At 58.8% G+C, this 15,649-nt stretch carries 14 protein-coding genes; all 14 read right to left on the bottom strand.

Annotated elements, in window-relative coordinates:
- Positions 1–11 precede the first annotated feature (11 nt).
- Entirely contained in the window at positions 12–752 is a 741-nt protein-coding gene (locus VGH19_06690) for a hypothetical protein (protein HEY1171043.1), read from the bottom strand.
- Entirely contained in the window at positions 749–1,273 is a 525-nt protein-coding gene (locus tag VGH19_06685; protein ID HEY1171042.1) for a DUF4376 domain-containing protein, read from the bottom strand. Before VGH19_06685 ends, VGH19_06690 begins: the two co-directional genes overlap by 4 nt.
- Complete coding sequence (locus VGH19_06680; GenBank protein HEY1171041.1) at positions 1,270–2,034, bottom strand: hypothetical protein; 765 nt, start codon at positions 2,032–2,034, stop codon at positions 1,270–1,272. Before VGH19_06680 ends, VGH19_06685 begins: the two co-directional genes overlap by 4 nt.
- Before the next feature lie 80 nt (positions 2,035–2,114).
- Positions 2,115–2,654 (bottom strand): hypothetical protein, encoded by a 540-nt coding sequence (locus VGH19_06675; protein HEY1171040.1) that lies wholly within the window; start codon positions 2,652–2,654, stop codon positions 2,115–2,117.
- A gap of 111 nt (positions 2,655–2,765) precedes the next feature.
- Complete coding sequence (locus VGH19_06670) at positions 2,766–3,596, bottom strand: hypothetical protein (GenBank protein HEY1171039.1); 831 nt, start codon at positions 3,594–3,596, stop codon at positions 2,766–2,768.
- Between the two features lie 83 nt (positions 3,597–3,679).
- Entirely contained in the window at positions 3,680–4,801 is a 1,122-nt protein-coding gene (locus tag VGH19_06665; protein ID HEY1171038.1) for a hypothetical protein, read from the bottom strand.
- 64 nt (positions 4,802–4,865) lie between these two features.
- On the bottom strand, positions 4,866–5,357 hold the full coding sequence (locus VGH19_06660) for a hypothetical protein (GenBank protein ID HEY1171037.1): 492 nt from the start codon (positions 5,355–5,357) through the stop codon (positions 4,866–4,868).
- 36 nt (positions 5,358–5,393) lie between these two features.
- Positions 5,394–6,089: a hypothetical protein gene (locus VGH19_06655; GenBank protein HEY1171036.1), complete on the bottom strand. Its 696-nt coding sequence runs from the start codon at positions 6,087–6,089 to the stop codon at positions 5,394–5,396.
- 93 nt (positions 6,090–6,182) lie between these two features.
- On the bottom strand, positions 6,183–7,028 hold the full coding sequence (locus VGH19_06650; protein HEY1171035.1) for a hypothetical protein: 846 nt from the start codon (positions 7,026–7,028) through the stop codon (positions 6,183–6,185).
- A gap of 6 nt (positions 7,029–7,034) precedes the next feature.
- Complete coding sequence (locus VGH19_06645) at positions 7,035–7,739, bottom strand: hypothetical protein (GenBank protein ID HEY1171034.1); 705 nt, start codon at positions 7,737–7,739, stop codon at positions 7,035–7,037.
- A gap of 82 nt (positions 7,740–7,821) precedes the next feature.
- Complete coding sequence (locus VGH19_06640; GenBank protein HEY1171033.1) at positions 7,822–8,217, bottom strand: hypothetical protein; 396 nt, start codon at positions 8,215–8,217, stop codon at positions 7,822–7,824.
- A complete protein-coding gene (locus VGH19_06635; protein ID HEY1171032.1) occupies positions 8,214–9,695 on the bottom strand; it encodes a glycosyltransferase in 1,482 nt (493 codons plus the stop codon). The genes VGH19_06640 and VGH19_06635 overlap by 4 nt, the downstream gene beginning before the upstream one ends.
- Position 9,696: 1 nt before the next feature.
- On the bottom strand, positions 9,697–14,211 hold the full coding sequence (locus tag VGH19_06630; GenBank protein HEY1171031.1) for a hypothetical protein: 4,515 nt from the start codon (positions 14,209–14,211) through the stop codon (positions 9,697–9,699).
- 42 nt (positions 14,212–14,253) lie between these two features.
- On the bottom strand, positions 14,254–15,648 hold the full coding sequence (locus tag VGH19_06625) for a hypothetical protein (protein ID HEY1171030.1): 1,395 nt from the start codon (positions 15,646–15,648) through the stop codon (positions 14,254–14,256).
- Position 15,649 lies beyond the last annotated feature (1 nt).

Genomic DNA, 15,649 nt, shown 5'->3' with positions numbered 1-15,649 from the left:
TTGAGTCCATATTAAATCGTTGCCTTTCCCGTCATGCCCGACACCCGGGCACTGGCTCTCCCGCCTGAAATCTTCACTCCACCACTCGCCTTCCCCATCACCACCACGGCGCGCACCGTGGCGGCACCAGCCTGGCTGCTCTGCCCTTTCTGGTTCCCGATCAGGATGACTACCGGCGGATCTCCCGCCATGACATCGCACAGGATCACCCGGTCGATCCCGACCAACTTTCTCACCGCCACCACGATCTCACGATTCAGCGTCACCGCGCCTCGCGTCATCACCAGCACCACCCGCTCTTGCTGCACCGTGGATCTCACCGCCACTAACACCTCACGTTCCACCGCGACTGCCGAGCGCACATCGCAGTGCACCGCCACGTCACGCCCCACCAAACTCCTCACTCCAACTAACAAATCTCGCTCCTGACTCACTAACGCCAGCACCGTACAAACGATCTCCCGCTCAATCGCCACAACCTGCCGCACACTGGTAACAATCTCTCGCTCCACTCCAACCTCTGCCCTCACCCCACAAACGATTTCCTTCTCCGCCGGTACCACCACCCGCACATCACTAACTATCTCCCGCTCCTGACTGATCAACGCACGCACTCCCGCCACCACCTCACGCTCCATCTCCACTGCCTGCCTCACCGCACAAACGATTTGCACATCCTTGCTGATGCGGACCTTCGCCCCAAGGACACCACCCAACGCCACACTCCCTAGACTGGACGCACCTAAGATCATTCTTCCTCCGCCTCCGGCCAGAACGCCTCGATCATTGCTTCAACCGCTTCCGTCTCTTCCCCCGCCGCCGCGATGGCCATCTGCAATTCGCCTTCACGCGCAAAACAGTTCTGCACGTAAGCGTGTGTCTGCTGGATGACTTGGCGGAACTCATCAAGGTTCATCAGCGCCCACCCATCCAGCATCTTCCAATACGTGGCCGCTTTCACCAGTTCATCCCGCGCCGCCGTGTAATGGCTCATCATGTTGCTCCGGTTCTCCCGCGAGGTATCCATCATCATCACCCTCGTATCTGCCAACGTGATGACACACCCCCGCGTCTCCTCCTCCCAGCGACGTTCCGCCAGCCGCTGAAAGAGATCTTCCATAGACTTCACCGGCGACCGCCACTCCCCGCCCTCTTCCAATGGCTGACGCCAGCCATCCATCACATGGTCCGGCGCGGTGATCGGACATTGCGTGTCTGGTTGGCTGCACCACAGATCCACCACCCCACCCGCAGTTAATCTCACATACTTCACGGCAACACCTCCCGCACAATGAATTGAAGTTTGTTACTTCCCCAAAGACCGGGATTGATGTTCAGCGTTCCGGAATTATCCGGACCTGCCCGCAACTTCCACACCTGGGCGCTTAACGATGTAACCGGCACTCTCCAAAAGATAGAAATTAGACTGATGTAGTTGGCGGAAGGATTTGAGTTTAAAGAACGCGCATCCGAAGCCCCCGCATCAGAATCTTTGAACAAGGAAAAACTTGGAGTTCCAATGGTTGTCATGGAGCAGTTTCCATTGACGGTAAACTCAAGAAAGTTAGACAGGCTTTTAGGCTGGAAAGATGGCGTGGCTGCAATTTGAACTCCTTCATTCGACTGAGGCTGAGACCCATCGGTTACGATTCTGTTTGCGGTCGTGGATCCCGCGATCGAGAAACTCGAAGTCGTACTTCCATCCACCGTCTGCACCACCTTGATATCCTCGTTCAACGATTTCGCCGTCAAAGGCGCGATGAGTTCATATGTCTTGCCCGACAAGTTTTTTGCACTCGCCAATGTCCCCTCTTGCGCTCGCGTGATCGTAAGCGTGTTTCCAACAATGGCCGTCACCCGCACAATTTCCTTATACGGATCAGTCCTCACTCCCGGAAAATCAGTCCGGTTATACCACACCGCGTTGAACGGCACCGCAGGCAAGTCCCACCCCGGCACCAGATCAATACTGGTATCAGATGCACCGTAACTAGATGCAACTTCACCCCAAGCAAAATTCTTAAACGCATCCATATCTTATCATGCGCTGGTAAGGACCGGTTCCACCCGGTCCCTAACTTTTCCCTTATCTGGACGATGTTTCCCAACCCTTATCATTCCGCCGTATCCCCAAGAAATCCCAGCGTCACCCCATCCGCATTCACCGGCGCCGAATCCGTCGCCGTCAACCGCACCCAGATCGCGCGACAATAGTTCGGCGCGAGATCCCCGATCGCCAGTCCGTTGGTGTCATCCGCTGGCACGCTGAAGGTCACCCCTGCCGGAGCATCGTTCTCCGTCGCGATCTGCGCCGCCTGCGCACTGCTCGCGCCATGCGCCACCACCCCCGCTGGATCCAGCCCGATGGCAAAGTCCACCCCGTTCGGCACTGCGTCTTTCAGATGCACCCGCAGATCCGTCAGTGTCAAAGTCGCGTGCGTGTTCTTCACAAAGATGCAGCGATACTTCACCACCTCCGCCGCATTCTGCCGCCCCGTCACCACCGGAAACAGATCATGCAGGACCGCACCCGCCCACTCCGACGTGGAGATATACTTGCCCCGTGAATTGTTGGGATTCGCTTGCGCCGTGGAATTGCCCGCACTCCCCGTTAATACCGAAAGAAATGTTTTGATGTCGCTGCTGCTGATCATATTTCAACCTTCCCTAATCTGTGTTCATCTTTGGCTAAACGAAAAAAACGGCGGCAAACTTCCGCTTGCCGCCGTTCCCATCCTCAGCGGCTCTAGCCGCAGCCCACTTCGTTATGACGCGAAGAATGCCAAAAACAGTTCATACTTGCCCGCCGCCTGCTTCGTGGCATGGTCGTTACCATCGCCCGCGCTCGGCTTCGTGGTCGGCACCCAGTTGCCGAAGACCAGACGCTCCGTGGTGACCTTGCCTTCCTTCTCCACCTCGAGCATCGCCGTCACCGAACGACCAGCGATGCGACCCAATCCATCGGCGTAGCTGACATACTTCTGGCTCACCGTCAGTTCACCTGGCTCGGAGCGACCGCGCTTCACATGCTTGGAACCATCCTCCTCACCAGGGATATGCTCTGAGCTGCGGGCCTTCGTAGTGAAATCACGTTCCGTGCAGGAACCCACCACCCGGAAGCTCTCCAAGTCCGGCAGCATTGCGATGGCAAGCTTGCTGCCCGTGTCACCGCCCGTCACGGAAGCGAAGCCCGTGATGGACTTCACCTTCTTGCCGTTGTTGGTGACGAAATCCACCGCATAACCTTCGGGGAAATCTTTGCTCTGGTCGTTCACCCAAGACGGCGGCGCAAAGGTCGCCGTGGCCGTGGTATTGCCGTTGTCGGCATCCACCACATTCAGCACTACCACCGTGTTCACCAGCGATTCAAGCTGGCCACGCACGAAGCACTGAAGGTCGGCAGGCGTTTCCGCCAGCGTCGCCACACCCGCGGCTTCTGTCTCCATCACGCCGCTGTTCGTCACCGGGAAGTGGATCTCGGCAACCTTCTGCACCGGCAGGGACGAAACCTTGACCCGGAATTCCAAGGCCAGCGTGGCCTTGGCGGCGATGCCACGGCGCTTGGCCGCGACCGCTGTTAAAGCATATTTACTCATGGCAGTTTATTTGGTTTGCCGGTATCAGGGGCTGCCGTTGCACCACGGCAGCCCCGTCACACCCGCAGTTGACTGACGACTCCTTAGCTCTTGTAGGTGACTCGCAAAGCGTGCAGACGGTTGACTTCCGGGATGTAGCTGCCATGCGGGAACCGCTCCCAGCGCTCTTCCCAGTTGTTCTCCAGATCCGTCTTCATGAACTCATGCTCCAAGGCGGGCTTGGAATAGATCTTGCCCACCTTCTTGTTCAATTCCGGGTAGCACTTGCCGCTCGGGATCGTGTTGTCCGGGATGAGCGTCCAGTCCACGTTACCGTGGGACACCTGCAAATAATTCTGACGGACCGATTCCGGCAGGCGGTTGTTCGCATTGCCCGTGTAGGACACCTGCTTGAGCAGATGCGTCGTATCCGTGGACGGCACTCGGATATTGCCGGTCGGGCGGAGATCACCGTCCTTGAACGCGCCCGCCAGGCGGTCGCAGTATTCAAGGATGGAATCGAACACTTCGAAGCGGAACTTCGTGCTGTTTGTGGTGTCGGGCACCGTGATGTCGTTCGATGTCGGCAAAGCACTTTGATGGATGCCGCTGTGCGCCAGATACGTGCGCAGCGACTTCTTGCCCGTCGTGACGAAGTCGCCGTAAACCTGCGTCAAGTTCGCGAACGCCAGCGAATCGATCTTGCGGCGGCGGTCATAGGCCACATCGAGCGTGGCCAGTGCGGCGTCGCGGATGATGCCGTTGTTGATGTCTTCGATCTGGTAGCCCACGCGCTCCGTTGTCAGGAAGCGCATCGGCACCGCGAATTCATCCTGCACCGGGATGACCTCGCTCTTGCGGGGCTTGCCACCATTTGCGATGTAGTAAACCGCCGTTTCCTGCTTGGTGTTGTTCTGGAAATAGGCCCGGTCAGAAGGTCCCAATTCCTCCAGCCCGTAGAACATGCTCGCCCAACCCAGCGTGGCATAGACGTAGTTCTGCGTTTGCTCGAGGCGGATGCCGCAAAGCTGCTCGCGGACAGTCTCGCTTTTCCACGCACCGCGGATCATTTCGAGCTGTTGTGCTTCCGTGACATTGGAAGCGAGCATGGCGGCGAACTTCGCATCCACAGAGGTATGCAAATCGCTGCCATCTACCCGTGTGCCGCAAAGCAAAATCGGGCGTTTCTGGAGACTGGTGAGGATGTTTTTCAGTTGAGCGTTCATACCCTTGCTTATTCAACCTCCCCAGATTGATTAAATTGGTGTGTCTAGTCGGAACAGGTTTGGCTTAGCGGATGGCGGTCGCCCGGATGCGGAAACTGTTTTCGGAATCCAGCGACGTCAGGACCGCCTGCACCACGAAGAACGGCACTTCGCCGCTTTGCGTCTCGCGCCATTTGCCCTGATAGGGCGTGATCTTCTTGCCCACAGCGCTGACCGCCGCGAGCGCACCAGTGCCGGATTCCACGATGTAGTCCTCGCCTTCCATCTCGACTTCATCGGCGAGCACCACTTGCGCCTCATGCCCCATGGTAAAAGGCAATGGCCCGCGGCCCGGAAACACGATGTCCGACAAGGCGGGCGCGCCATCCACCACGGGACGGGTGAGGAAGCCTTCGAAACGGCCGCTCGCCACGATACCCTTCGTCGGATCGGTGGCATCCGCCATCACCGCCTGGCCGATAATCGCCGCGATCTCCATACGCAGGGAGCGGGGATTACCGTGATACTCACGGGTGATTTGAAAACCTTGGGTCGCTTTATTTTCGTTCGCTGGCATAAAATCTCAGTATTGTTTTTTGCTCCCCTGAAATTTTTACATCGGCGGATAAGCACCCTTGTCGCCTTCGCCGGGCTTCGGTGCGGGGAAAGGATTCCCCGGTTTGCCCGCCGCACACTTGATGAGTTCGAACTGCGAACCCCATGCCTCCTCTGTGCCCCACAACAGACGGGACATCTGCGCCACCGGCAGCTCCACCTTCAGCGCCTTGATCTCGCCATGGCGCTTCTTGGCCGTATCCACCGCCGTCTGAAAACCTTCTTTCGGCAGGCCCAAGATCGCGAGGTCTTCGGTCCCGGCGATGCCCGCCAGCACGATGGCTTGGCGATTTTTGCCGTAGATCTCCTGCTTGCCCGCTTCCTCGGCAGCTCCCGATTTCTTCGCGGCTTCGATCAGGCTCTCGTGCGTGGCCTTCTCGATCAGTTCACCCTTGTCGATGCGACCGGCCAGCACTACCTTCACGCGGTTATCCACTTCACCGTCGAACCCGAGCAGCGTGGCGTTCTGTTGCTCCAGCAACTCCGCCATGCCGCCGCAGATCACCAAGGCGATTTCCCCGGTCATGCTTTCGGTTTTGTCATCCGCCGGCATGCCAGCCAGCACCGTGGCCATCTGGCCGCTCTGCTTGTTCAAAGCTTCCTTGAGCTTTGCGGAGATCGTGGTGGGAGCAGAAGCGATGAGGTCTTGCTGCTTCTTGAAAAACTTTTTAAGCCAGGAGATGTCGTGGTTCATAACCCTTTTCTTCCGAAGCCTCCCCTGCTTCTTTTGAACGTCGCTATGTTTGCTATATCTATTTTATATAGTCAACTATTTTTTATAGAATTTTTACGCAGCGAGATTTTCCTTCACCAGGTCCAGCATGGAATCCATCTGCGCTTCAAATATATCCGCCGGATCTGCCTCCTCGGAACCGGCCAGCATCGCCTTCACACAAGCCTCTTTTTCAAAGCCTTTGTCCACCAGTCCCAACCCGGCGAAATGCACCGAGTTGTCGATGCCACCGCACAGCAGGCGCACTTCCTGATTCTTCCAGCGCCCCTTGATGCGCTTGCCCGTCCACAGCTTCTGCAACTCTTCCGGCGCTTTCGCCCATGGGATATACACCATGTTCTGCGCCCAGATGTCCTGCGGTGTGTCCTGCCGCAAGTTGGCGGGCACGTCCACCCCCATCACCACAAAGCCGCTCTCCAGTTCATCGAACAGCATCTCGATGCTGACCGTACGTTCCTTCTTTCCGGTCTTGTGTTCCCCCACGATCTTGTCCACCCCATGCGCGATCAGGCTCATGCTCGCCACTCCGCGGATGCCTGGCGCTTCCTCCTTGGTCTTCGCAATCTTCCACCCGCCCTCCGGCATCGACGGAAAGTCCACCGCCACGATCGTGCCCAGCATCCGGTCGTTCGTGATGTTTTCCTTGTCCCAGAAACGCATCTGGTGGTTCAGATTGAACTGCTGGTGCAGCATGGTCTGATAAGACCGGGCGATCACCGCCGGATGCAGCATGCAGCCGAACTCATTCACGACCGGCATCGTGTGCGCACACGCGAACTCCACATACCCACGCGTGGCATTGGGCTCGAAGGTCTGGCCATTGAAATAGATGACCGACCACGAACCCGCCAATACGACCGAGCCGAATAAGAAGGCTGTTTTCCCTGTCTTCTTGTTCATGACAACTTAGGGTTTTAACTTGGTCTTTTCCGTCAGCAGCTTGCCGCGGGCCGATTCCATGTCCACCATCTCCGCGTTCAAACGGTTCATCTCCGCTGGATCTCCGGTAGTCTGTGCCCGCTCTCTCGCCTGTTTGATCCAGTTGCCGATGATTCCGTCCGAGGCCAGATACAACTGGTTGAACGCCGCACTCGTATTCCTCAACCGGTTGAACACAAACAGCAGCAGACAGGCACCGATACCAAGAAGGATGAGGTTCCAACCTAGGGGGATGCTCCACTTCTGATACTCGCTCGACTCCTTGTTGCTGGTGGCACCGGCACCTGAATTCGATTGGTAACTGACCTCCTCCCGGTACGTTCCCATCCCGGCGCTCTTGTATCGCTCGAACTCCTCGCGGATCCGCTTGCGCTCCAGAAACTCCTCATAGATCTCGTCCGTGCTTCTCTCCGGCGCACGATTCTCCGGCGCAAGGTAGATGTTGCCATCACCACGGAGCGTGACATTCGCCTGGGGCATCGGCACCACCGGACGCACCGGCGTCTTCTCCCCCGTGATGACCCGGTTCAATTTCTCCGCCGCCGTCGATTGCACATCCTCCACCGCCTTCTGGTTGGTCTGCTCGATCTTCTGCTTCGGTCCGAAAAGACTGCCCGCAAAAGCTGAAGACGCCACCACGGTCGAGAGGGATGCCACCAGAAGAACCCGCATGAATTTCATAACCTGTCTGCTCTCCTCCCCCGTCGCCACGATGCCACGCCATATTCTGTGGTCAACTATTTTGTATGGATTCTCATTCCCCTTCACCCTTACGGTGGCGGGTTTCGTAAAGCTGCTTCCGCATGAGGTCATTATACTCTCGGATCAGGATGTTAGATTCTGCTAACACGGTGGCACAGGTCTGCAACACTTGGTTGCTTTGCTCCTGCATCTTGAGTTGGGCTGTGATCTGGTTGGCCTGCTTCTCATTGATCGTAATCAGCGTCATCTCATATCGCTCCCGATCCTTCCGCATATCCGCGATCAGCCCCGCCCGGTCGCTGATGAAGTAGCGCACCATAAAAGAGATCAAAACTGCCAGCACGATGAACAGCATCACTGCCCCATAGATAAGCATATACTTCGTATCCTTATCCACCAGATGCTCCGCTGTTTTACCCGCTATCCCAACTGCTGCTGTCTCATTCATATCACGCCTATCTGCTTCCCCTTGTTCACCACCAGTTCGCCCCGCTCCAGCCGGGCGATGAAATACTTGTGCCACCGCTTGTTGTTCGCGTGCTTGTTCTTCACATCCATGTGCTTCAGCCGCTCCTCATCGTCATGATCGATGTAGCTGAGGACGTGCGGATCTAACAGGCGCAGTGCTCGGCGCGACATCCGTTGCGCCCTCTGCACCAGATCCCAGTCTTCCGCCCCCCACCCGCTGTGTTCCTCATCGTAACCGCCCACCGCCCGGAACAGATCGGCCCGGACCGCCACCCGGCCAAAGCCCCCACCCCACGCTCGGTCGTCACTCGGGAAGTGGATCACTTCTCCACCCGCCGCGATCTCCGATCGCAACGCCTGCACATACTCTGGCGTGAGGAAATTGTCTGCATCCACGTTCACCAGAAACATTCCCGTCCCTAGGACATGGGCCATGTTTTTCGCCACTCCCATCTTGAACTGCTTCGGCTTCATGGTATGCACATAACGCAGACGACCGCTCTTGAGCTGTTCGCCCAGTTCCGTCTTCACCCATGCATCCATGCCATCTTGGGAATTATAGTTCACCAGGCAGAACTCCACATCTGGCATATCACGGCACACTTCCATGTTGGCCAGCAGCGTCTGCTTGAGATGATGCAAACGCCCCATGCACGTCGTGCAAAAGCTGATCAGCTTCCTCTTTTCCAGTTGCGCTTTGAACCCCTCGAGCTTTTCCGCCCGGCGCGTGATCTGCGTTTCCGTCAGGTTGTTGCTGACCGAGAGCGGATGATAGACATGAATGTTGGTGATCAACCCGTCCACCAGCCGCGTAAAGATTCCCCGCGAACGCCACTCCGCCTGCTGTGCCCAATCCCCATGGTTGTGAAACGTCTCATCGAAGAGCGTTCCATCCCACGGCAGCAACGCCTCATGGAACAACGTCATCGGCGGTCCATAAGTCAGGGCCGCCGCCTTGTGCAAGATCCGCTCACCCCCTCGCTCGCGCAGGAAATCCCCGGCCAAGGAAAGACTGCCTTCCCTCAACGCGATCTCGAGCAAACCGCTGATCCGCTGCTCGCCCACCTCGTCGTCCGCATCACAGAGCGCGATGGCTGGATATTTTTCCCGGTACGGAAAGCCCATCCGCACGACACGATTCTTGGCCACGCTGACATTCGCCGCTTTTTTGAACCGCTGCAGCTTGTGTTCATCCGCCGTGCATTGCGTCTTCACATACGCTTTCAACACTGCGTACGTCTCATCCGCGCTTCCGTCATCTGCCGCCAGAAACACCCAGCGAAATCCCCGCATCGCCCGCTCGAGCGATTGCAAAAACCTCGGCAGCATCGGCGCACAGTTATACGCGGAGACGATGACCTGCACACCCGGGGGATTCTCGATCGTGTATGGCTCCCACAGCTTGCGGCTTGTGTTGGCCACCTTTTGCACCAGCCTCCCTTTTAGGACTTTCAACATCTCAATATCTCCAGTGCTTCAGGATCTGGATGACACCCGCCCACGAGATGTCCGTCGCTGCCGCACCCGTGACGGTGATTTCCAGTTCGCCCGTGGTGCCTTTGATCGTCAGCCCGACTTCCCAGTCTTCCGAACCGGCCTCCTCCACCATGGGCGTGACCGTCGGCGTGCCCAGCATCACGGTTCCCGCGATGCTCCCGGCGCATTTCATCGCGAACGACAGTTCCCATATCTTCACAATGTCCGCCGTGCGGGCGATGATCTCCCCTCTCATTTTCCAGACGCTGGCCGGACGGCGGAAGATGATGGCTTGGCGGGCACGATACTCATGCGGCCCGATCTGGGTCGGGGTGGCATCCGCGGTTTTCCCTGTTATCGTGATGCTGGAGTTCTGCGCACTGATTCCCTGCCACCACAAAGCCCCTTCGTTCAGCACATTGGCCGAGGTGATCTCGCCGAATTGGTCAGCCCATGCACCCACCCCGCCCAGCACCACACCGCATCTCGAGTCGCTGGAGAACGCAAAGTTGTAGATGCCACCGATGATCGCCCCTTGCGGGGCCGCTAGGGTGTTTCCAAGGCCACCCACCATGCCGCTGTTCTGGCCGTAATTCGCATTCCCGTTCCCGCCCAGCACCACGCAGTTGCTGCCCAGCGACTGGTTCGTGAATCCACCCAGCGCCACCGAGTTGATGCCCGAGGCGGTCAGGCTGCTGCCCGCTCCGGCAAAACTCCTTGCTCCAGTGGCCCCGTTCGCCGCCATATACAGGTTGGAACCGAACACGATCGACGCCTCACCCGTCGCCTGTCCATACGCACCTAACGCGACCGAGTTCGCCCCCAGCGCATACAGTTCAGCTCCCGCACCGTTTTCCTTGTAAAGGGCATAGGCGGCGGTGGAGAGGGCGAAGTTCTGCCAGACGCTGCCGTTCCAGACTTCCATCCGCCCGTTGGTCGAGTTCCAGATCGTGCAACCCACCGGCTTGACTGCCAGCGCATCCCGTTCCGCCAAGGTCAGGTTCACCAACGCGAGGCCGCCATGCGTGGTGCCGCTGAAGGTCAACGGACCGCTCAATGTCCCGCCGGTCAGCGCGAGTTTCAGATCGGCATACTGCTTCGGCACCGCATGCAATCCGCTCACCGGGTTGCCGCTCAACGTCAGATGCCCGGACATCGTGTCGCCGGCCTTCGCCACATAATCACCACCGGCGTCGGCCAGATAACCCAGGGACATCAGCCGCCAGGTCTTGGTATCGGGCTCGAAACGGATCTCACAGAACAACGGCACCGCTCCGGACTTGCCCGCGAAACTGAGCAACGGCAGACCGCTGATCACGTTGTCGTAGATCTCGATCGTCACCTCCGTGCTGCCGGGCATGTCGAACTGCATCAGCACGCTCTCCCCATCGCTGACATGGTCGCGGCTGACGACCACCTTGTGGATGTAGGGTGCATACACCGGCGCAGCCACGTCGAACTCGACCGCCAGAAACCGTTTGCCGCAGACCATCTCCAGTTCCGTGGGCGCACTGGCTGCCGTGATGCTCCGCTTCTCGAACTTCGTCGGCTTGCACACCGGGATGCAGGGCGTGGCCCGCCCATCCGCATCCATGAACAATACACGGGCTGCCGGCAGGATGCCGTATTGGGTGAAGGCACCCGCCACGACCAGATGATCATCGCCCACCAGCTTGGCGTCATGCACCTGCCCGTTGAATCCAGCGAACTCAACGAGGCCGCCACCGTTCGCATTCACGCGATACAACCGCCATGGCGTGACCGCAGTTCCATTGATGGACGTGATGTCGCCCGTGAAATACACCCTCCCATGGCTGTCCACTGCCAACGGACGCGGCCAGTCCGTCTGCACCACCATGTCTATGTTCCAGTCTGGAGCTTCACTGCCGTCCTTGCGGATCTTGTAAAGCCCCGTGTGCTTCGTCGGACTCCCGCCGTTCCACGCATAACTGCTGCCGCCGCCGTTCTCCGAGGTCAACGAGTTGGCGGCGATGAGGAAATCACCCTTGGGCGACAGGATCGCATAGGCCGCATTGGCTTCACCCCCCACACCCGCCCCCGTGGTCCAGCCGCTGAAGACCGCCCCGCTCCCGGCAGAATAATCCAGCTTCTTGATCGCCCGCGGATTGGTGACACTGTTGAACACGGAGGCCCGGCGGCTCATCAGATAGACGGCGGTACCGTCCGCGACCGCGTGATGCACGTTCGCCGTACCGTTCTTTGTCGTCATCGTGGCACCCATCGCCGTCATGTGCCGCACCGTTTCCCAGCTCTGGGCGATGATCGTGCCGTCACTCAAGGGCGCAAGGGAAAGCATCTGGTCGCCCCCGGAAAAGGCGATGGTCGGCGGTGAGGCAAACCCGCTCACCGGGTTCGCTTTGCGGTCCAACCGGTGCAACCATTGCGCCGAGCCGCCGCGATAGGAGATCTTTCCGGTCGCGCCACCCACCAAGATGTCGCCGCTGCTGTGCAGCTTGATATGGCCCGGTCGCGATCCGAAACTGTCTGCGGGCGCGAACAGCGGATCCAGCATGCCGTTGAATTTCACCGCCGCGATGCGCGTGATCCCCACATTCCCATACTTGGTGAAGTCACCGATGAAGTAGATCAGCTCCCGCTGGCAGTCGATCTCGATGCCGGTCACCGCTCCATTGAATCCGCCGATGTGGCTGAAATCCCAACGGCGTTTGTCTTCCATGTCTTGGAAGCCATGCGCCGCACTGGTGGCCAGTCCCGGCAGACCGGGTTTCGCATCGGCCCGCATCGCCCGCGTGGAAACTCCCACCGCGGGCACTTGGCCCACCACCAATGTCGGCGGGGCCGTATCCGCCAGTTGCAGATTGGACGACGTGATATAGGCCGGATTCACTTGCAACCCGCTCTCTCCGATCATCAGGCCCGCACCGAAGAGGATTTCTGCCTTCAGCTTGTTCGTCTGGTACCTCAACCTCACCGTGGAGGAATCTTCCAGTCCCGGCGACCACACCAGCCCCGCCTCGGTGATGTCCAGTCCTGCACCATGCCGCACCACCCCGTTCAACACCCCGCTCTCATAGACGAGCTGCAAAGAGGCCGTGTCCTGCACTTCCAGATTGCTGAGGCTGTCCAGTTTCGCCTTGTCGGCTGCCGACATGAAACCGCCCAGCACATCCGAAGCCGAACTGTGCGTATGGTCACCTCGCGCCGCCTGTGTGCCGCTCTCACCCAGCACCACTACCAAACCCGACGAGGTGGAACGTAGCAGCCCCTCACCCGGACTCGGTGAATTGCTGAGCCGCACAGCACCCGTCAACGCCTGCACATTCAGGCTCAAGGTCAGCGAGTTGCTGTTCGCCACCGTCACCGCCGCATGCAACCCTTCATGCGTGTGGTCGCCTCTGGCCGCCTCATCATGGCCCGTTCCGAAAATCACCCCGACACCGCTCTCACCCACCGCCAAGGCACCATCCGCCGCGATCTTCAATCCCGCCGTCAACTGCTGCCCCGTCAGGCTCATCGACAGAGACGCACTGGGAGCCAGCGTCAAGGCCGCGTGCAACTGCGCATGGGTATGATTTCCTCGCGCCACGGCATTCGCCCCGGTACCGAACAGCACGGACAGTCCGTAATTGTTCAGCGACAAGCCACTGCCTTCCGGCAGCATCACGCGCACCCCGCTTTCATTCGCACCCAGCCCACCACCTGAAGCAAGCCGCACACTCGCCGTCAGTTCCTGCCCTGCCAGGCTCATCGCCAGCGTCTGGCTCGCCGCCAGCGTCAACGGCGCATGAACTTGATCCAACCCCGCATGGGTATGATCACCTCGCGCCACCTGATAATGGCCCGTGCCAAAGGCGACACTCACACCGCTTTCAGCGATCAGCAATGCCCCGTTCGCAGCCACCCGCAAAGCGGCGGAAAGTTCCTGCCCGCTCAGACTCATCGTCAGCGATTGACTCGCCGTCAGCGTCAAGGCCGCATGCAGACCTTCATGCGTGTGGTCGCCTCGTGCCACTTCGTTGTGGCCACCACCAAAGACCAGCCGCACACCGCTGTCACTGACGCTCAAACCTTCCGCTACAAAACGCAGGTCGGCGGTCAGTTCCTGCCCGTTAAGGCTCATCGCCAGCGTCTGGCTCGCTGCCAAGGTGAGAGCCGCATGCAACTGCGCATGGGTATGATTCCCTCGCGCCACGTCATTGGCTCCCGTACCGAAAACGACCGCCAGCCCCGCTTCCGATACACTTAACCCGCCTTCATCCGCCACGCGCACGGACGCCCGCCGAACCCCCAAAGTTTCCGACCAGGTGACCGTTGCGGAATCTTGGACGTAATTAGGGAAGACATTCTTGATGCCCGATTCGAAATCATAGATGTCCAGATAGCTCCAGTCCTGTTCGGCTGAAGCTTTGCCCGCCAACAACTCATCCACCTCCACCCGCCTCATGAGGTCGTTTGGATTCTGCGCCGCCTGTGCAGAGGTGAACTTTGTTCCTGTTGTCGCTTTTAAACTGGCCATCTAACCCTGTCTCCTCCTCCCCCTTTTCCGCCTAAATCAAAATCACTTGCCGGAATTGCGATCCGCATCTGCTGTCCCCGCCGGACGTCCTTCCGGATCGCCATGTGCCGCATCATAGACCGGACGCCAGATGTCCTTCTCCTCATGGTCCTTCTTTTTGCGCAGACGTTCCTTGTCCGTATCCACGCCCATATACTCATGATAGGTCGGGATGGAAACCGCTCCGCTCGAGACACCGAACTTCATCAGCTCCGCCGCGATTCGCGCATCCCGGAAACACTGGCTGTTCCAAGTGATCTTGCACGGCGGCGCTTTGAACCCCTCCTGCAGCACGCGCATCAGGATCCACCGCAGTTTTTCCCGCTCGAGGACGGCCAGCGGTTCTGCCATCGCGATCATGTTCGAGGACAACGTATCCTTGAACATCGCCCAGCCTATCGGTCCGGCCCAGTCCAGCATGCGCCGGATGATGCCCTTCCACTTGTCCTCTTTGTAATACTCGGTCGGTGCCGTGATGAATTCGATCTTGTGATCATGGTTGCCGCTCGTCTCCACCACTCCGAACAGGTTTTTGAAAAATTTCTCGATGTCCTGCCACCGCTTCAGATCCCAATGCTGGTTGCTGGTACCGGCATACACACCATTGGTGATCTCATAACCCAGCCGGTGATGCCGTTGCACCAGGCGGTGCAGCAATCCCAACAGATTCTCCCCCTTCTCCAGACTGTCATAGGTCGCGCACGCATCGAACAGCCCGTGCAGACGCGGCTTGCCAAAGCCTTCACCCTTGCGCTGCCGTTTCCAGACTTCGAATCCCTCTTCGGCGGTGTTCCTCAGTTCCACCTTGCCACCCTCAAAACGCCGCTTGTCCGCCTTCAATTCGCGGATCTGTTTCTCGGACAGGCCATGCCGGAACTTCAGCTTGGGCTTGCCGAACGCATCCGAGTATTCGCACTGCTCCGCCCGCAACGTCAGCGGTCCCCAGTCTTCCTCCGTGTTCCAGAACATCACCCCCGTATCCACCCGCATCCAGTCCTCCCACACCTCGTCTTTGAACTCGCAGACGCGACGGCCATTCGCCCGCCACCATTTGTCCCAATCCTCACCCGGCGTCTCCGGCACCACCGCAAAACCATAATCCCAGAAGGAGATCTTCGTCTCCACGATCAGGTTGAGCAACGGCACGCGTTCACTCCAGTCACGCGCCAGCACGATGCTTTCCTCCACACTGTTCGGGGAAAACTTGCGGTCCAGCCCCTTGAAAGTGATCGTCTTGTCCCCCGCTCCTACCCCGCACAGCGTTCGGTTGCGGCCATGCGCGATCGGCATCACCGGCATCGGACGATTGCCCCCTGCTTGGATCAGGACCGAGATTGCATCCAACATCCGGCTCTCACTGAATGGAGATGGTTCGGGGCCGGTTTTCTTGGGAGCCATA

The organism is Verrucomicrobiia bacterium (genome assembly GCA_036405135.1).
Classification (GTDB): domain Bacteria; phylum Verrucomicrobiota; class Verrucomicrobiia; order Limisphaerales; family JAEYXS01; genus JAEYXS01.
The sequence above is the reverse complement of the archived record's forward strand: the minus strand, read 5'-3'. Positions and strand labels throughout refer to the sequence as shown.

Bases quoted from the DNA above. Each gene is read 5' to 3' on its own strand.
- VGH19_06635 (HEY1171032.1), bottom strand. From the start codon at position 9,695: ATGTTGAAAGTCCTAAAAGGGAGGCTGGTGCAAAAGGTGGCCAACACA.
- VGH19_06625 (HEY1171030.1), bottom strand. From the start codon at position 15,648: ATGGCTCCCAAGAAAACCGGCCCCGAACCATCTCCATTCAGTGAGAGC.
- VGH19_06650 (HEY1171035.1), bottom strand. From the start codon at position 7,028: ATGAACAAGAAGACAGGGAAAACAGCCTTCTTATTCGGCTCGGTCGTA.
- VGH19_06680 (HEY1171041.1), bottom strand. From the start codon at position 2,034: ATGGATGCGTTTAAGAATTTTGCTTGGGGTGAAGTTGCATCTAGTTAC.
- VGH19_06655 (HEY1171036.1), bottom strand. From the start codon at position 6,089: ATGAACCACGACATCTCCTGGCTTAAAAAGTTTTTCAAGAAGCAGCAA.
- VGH19_06675 (HEY1171040.1), bottom strand. From the start codon at position 2,654: ATGATCAGCAGCAGCGACATCAAAACATTTCTTTCGGTATTAACGGGG.
- VGH19_06630 (HEY1171031.1), bottom strand. From the start codon at position 14,211: ATGGCCAGTTTAAAAGCGACAACAGGAACAAAGTTCACCTCTGCACAG.
- VGH19_06665 (HEY1171038.1), bottom strand. From the start codon at position 4,801: ATGAACGCTCAACTGAAAAACATCCTCACCAGTCTCCAGAAACGCCCG.
- VGH19_06670 (HEY1171039.1), bottom strand. From the start codon at position 3,596: ATGAGTAAATATGCTTTAACAGCGGTCGCGGCCAAGCGCCGTGGCATC.
- VGH19_06690 (HEY1171043.1), bottom strand. From the start codon at position 752: ATGATCTTAGGTGCGTCCAGTCTAGGGAGTGTGGCGTTGGGTGGTGTC.
- VGH19_06660 (HEY1171037.1), bottom strand. From the start codon at position 5,357: ATGCCAGCGAACGAAAATAAAGCGACCCAAGGTTTTCAAATCACCCGT.
- VGH19_06640 (HEY1171033.1), bottom strand. From the start codon at position 8,217: ATGAATGAGACAGCAGCAGTTGGGATAGCGGGTAAAACAGCGGAGCAT.
- VGH19_06645 (HEY1171034.1), bottom strand. From the start codon at position 7,739: ATGCGGGTTCTTCTGGTGGCATCCCTCTCGACCGTGGTGGCGTCTTCA.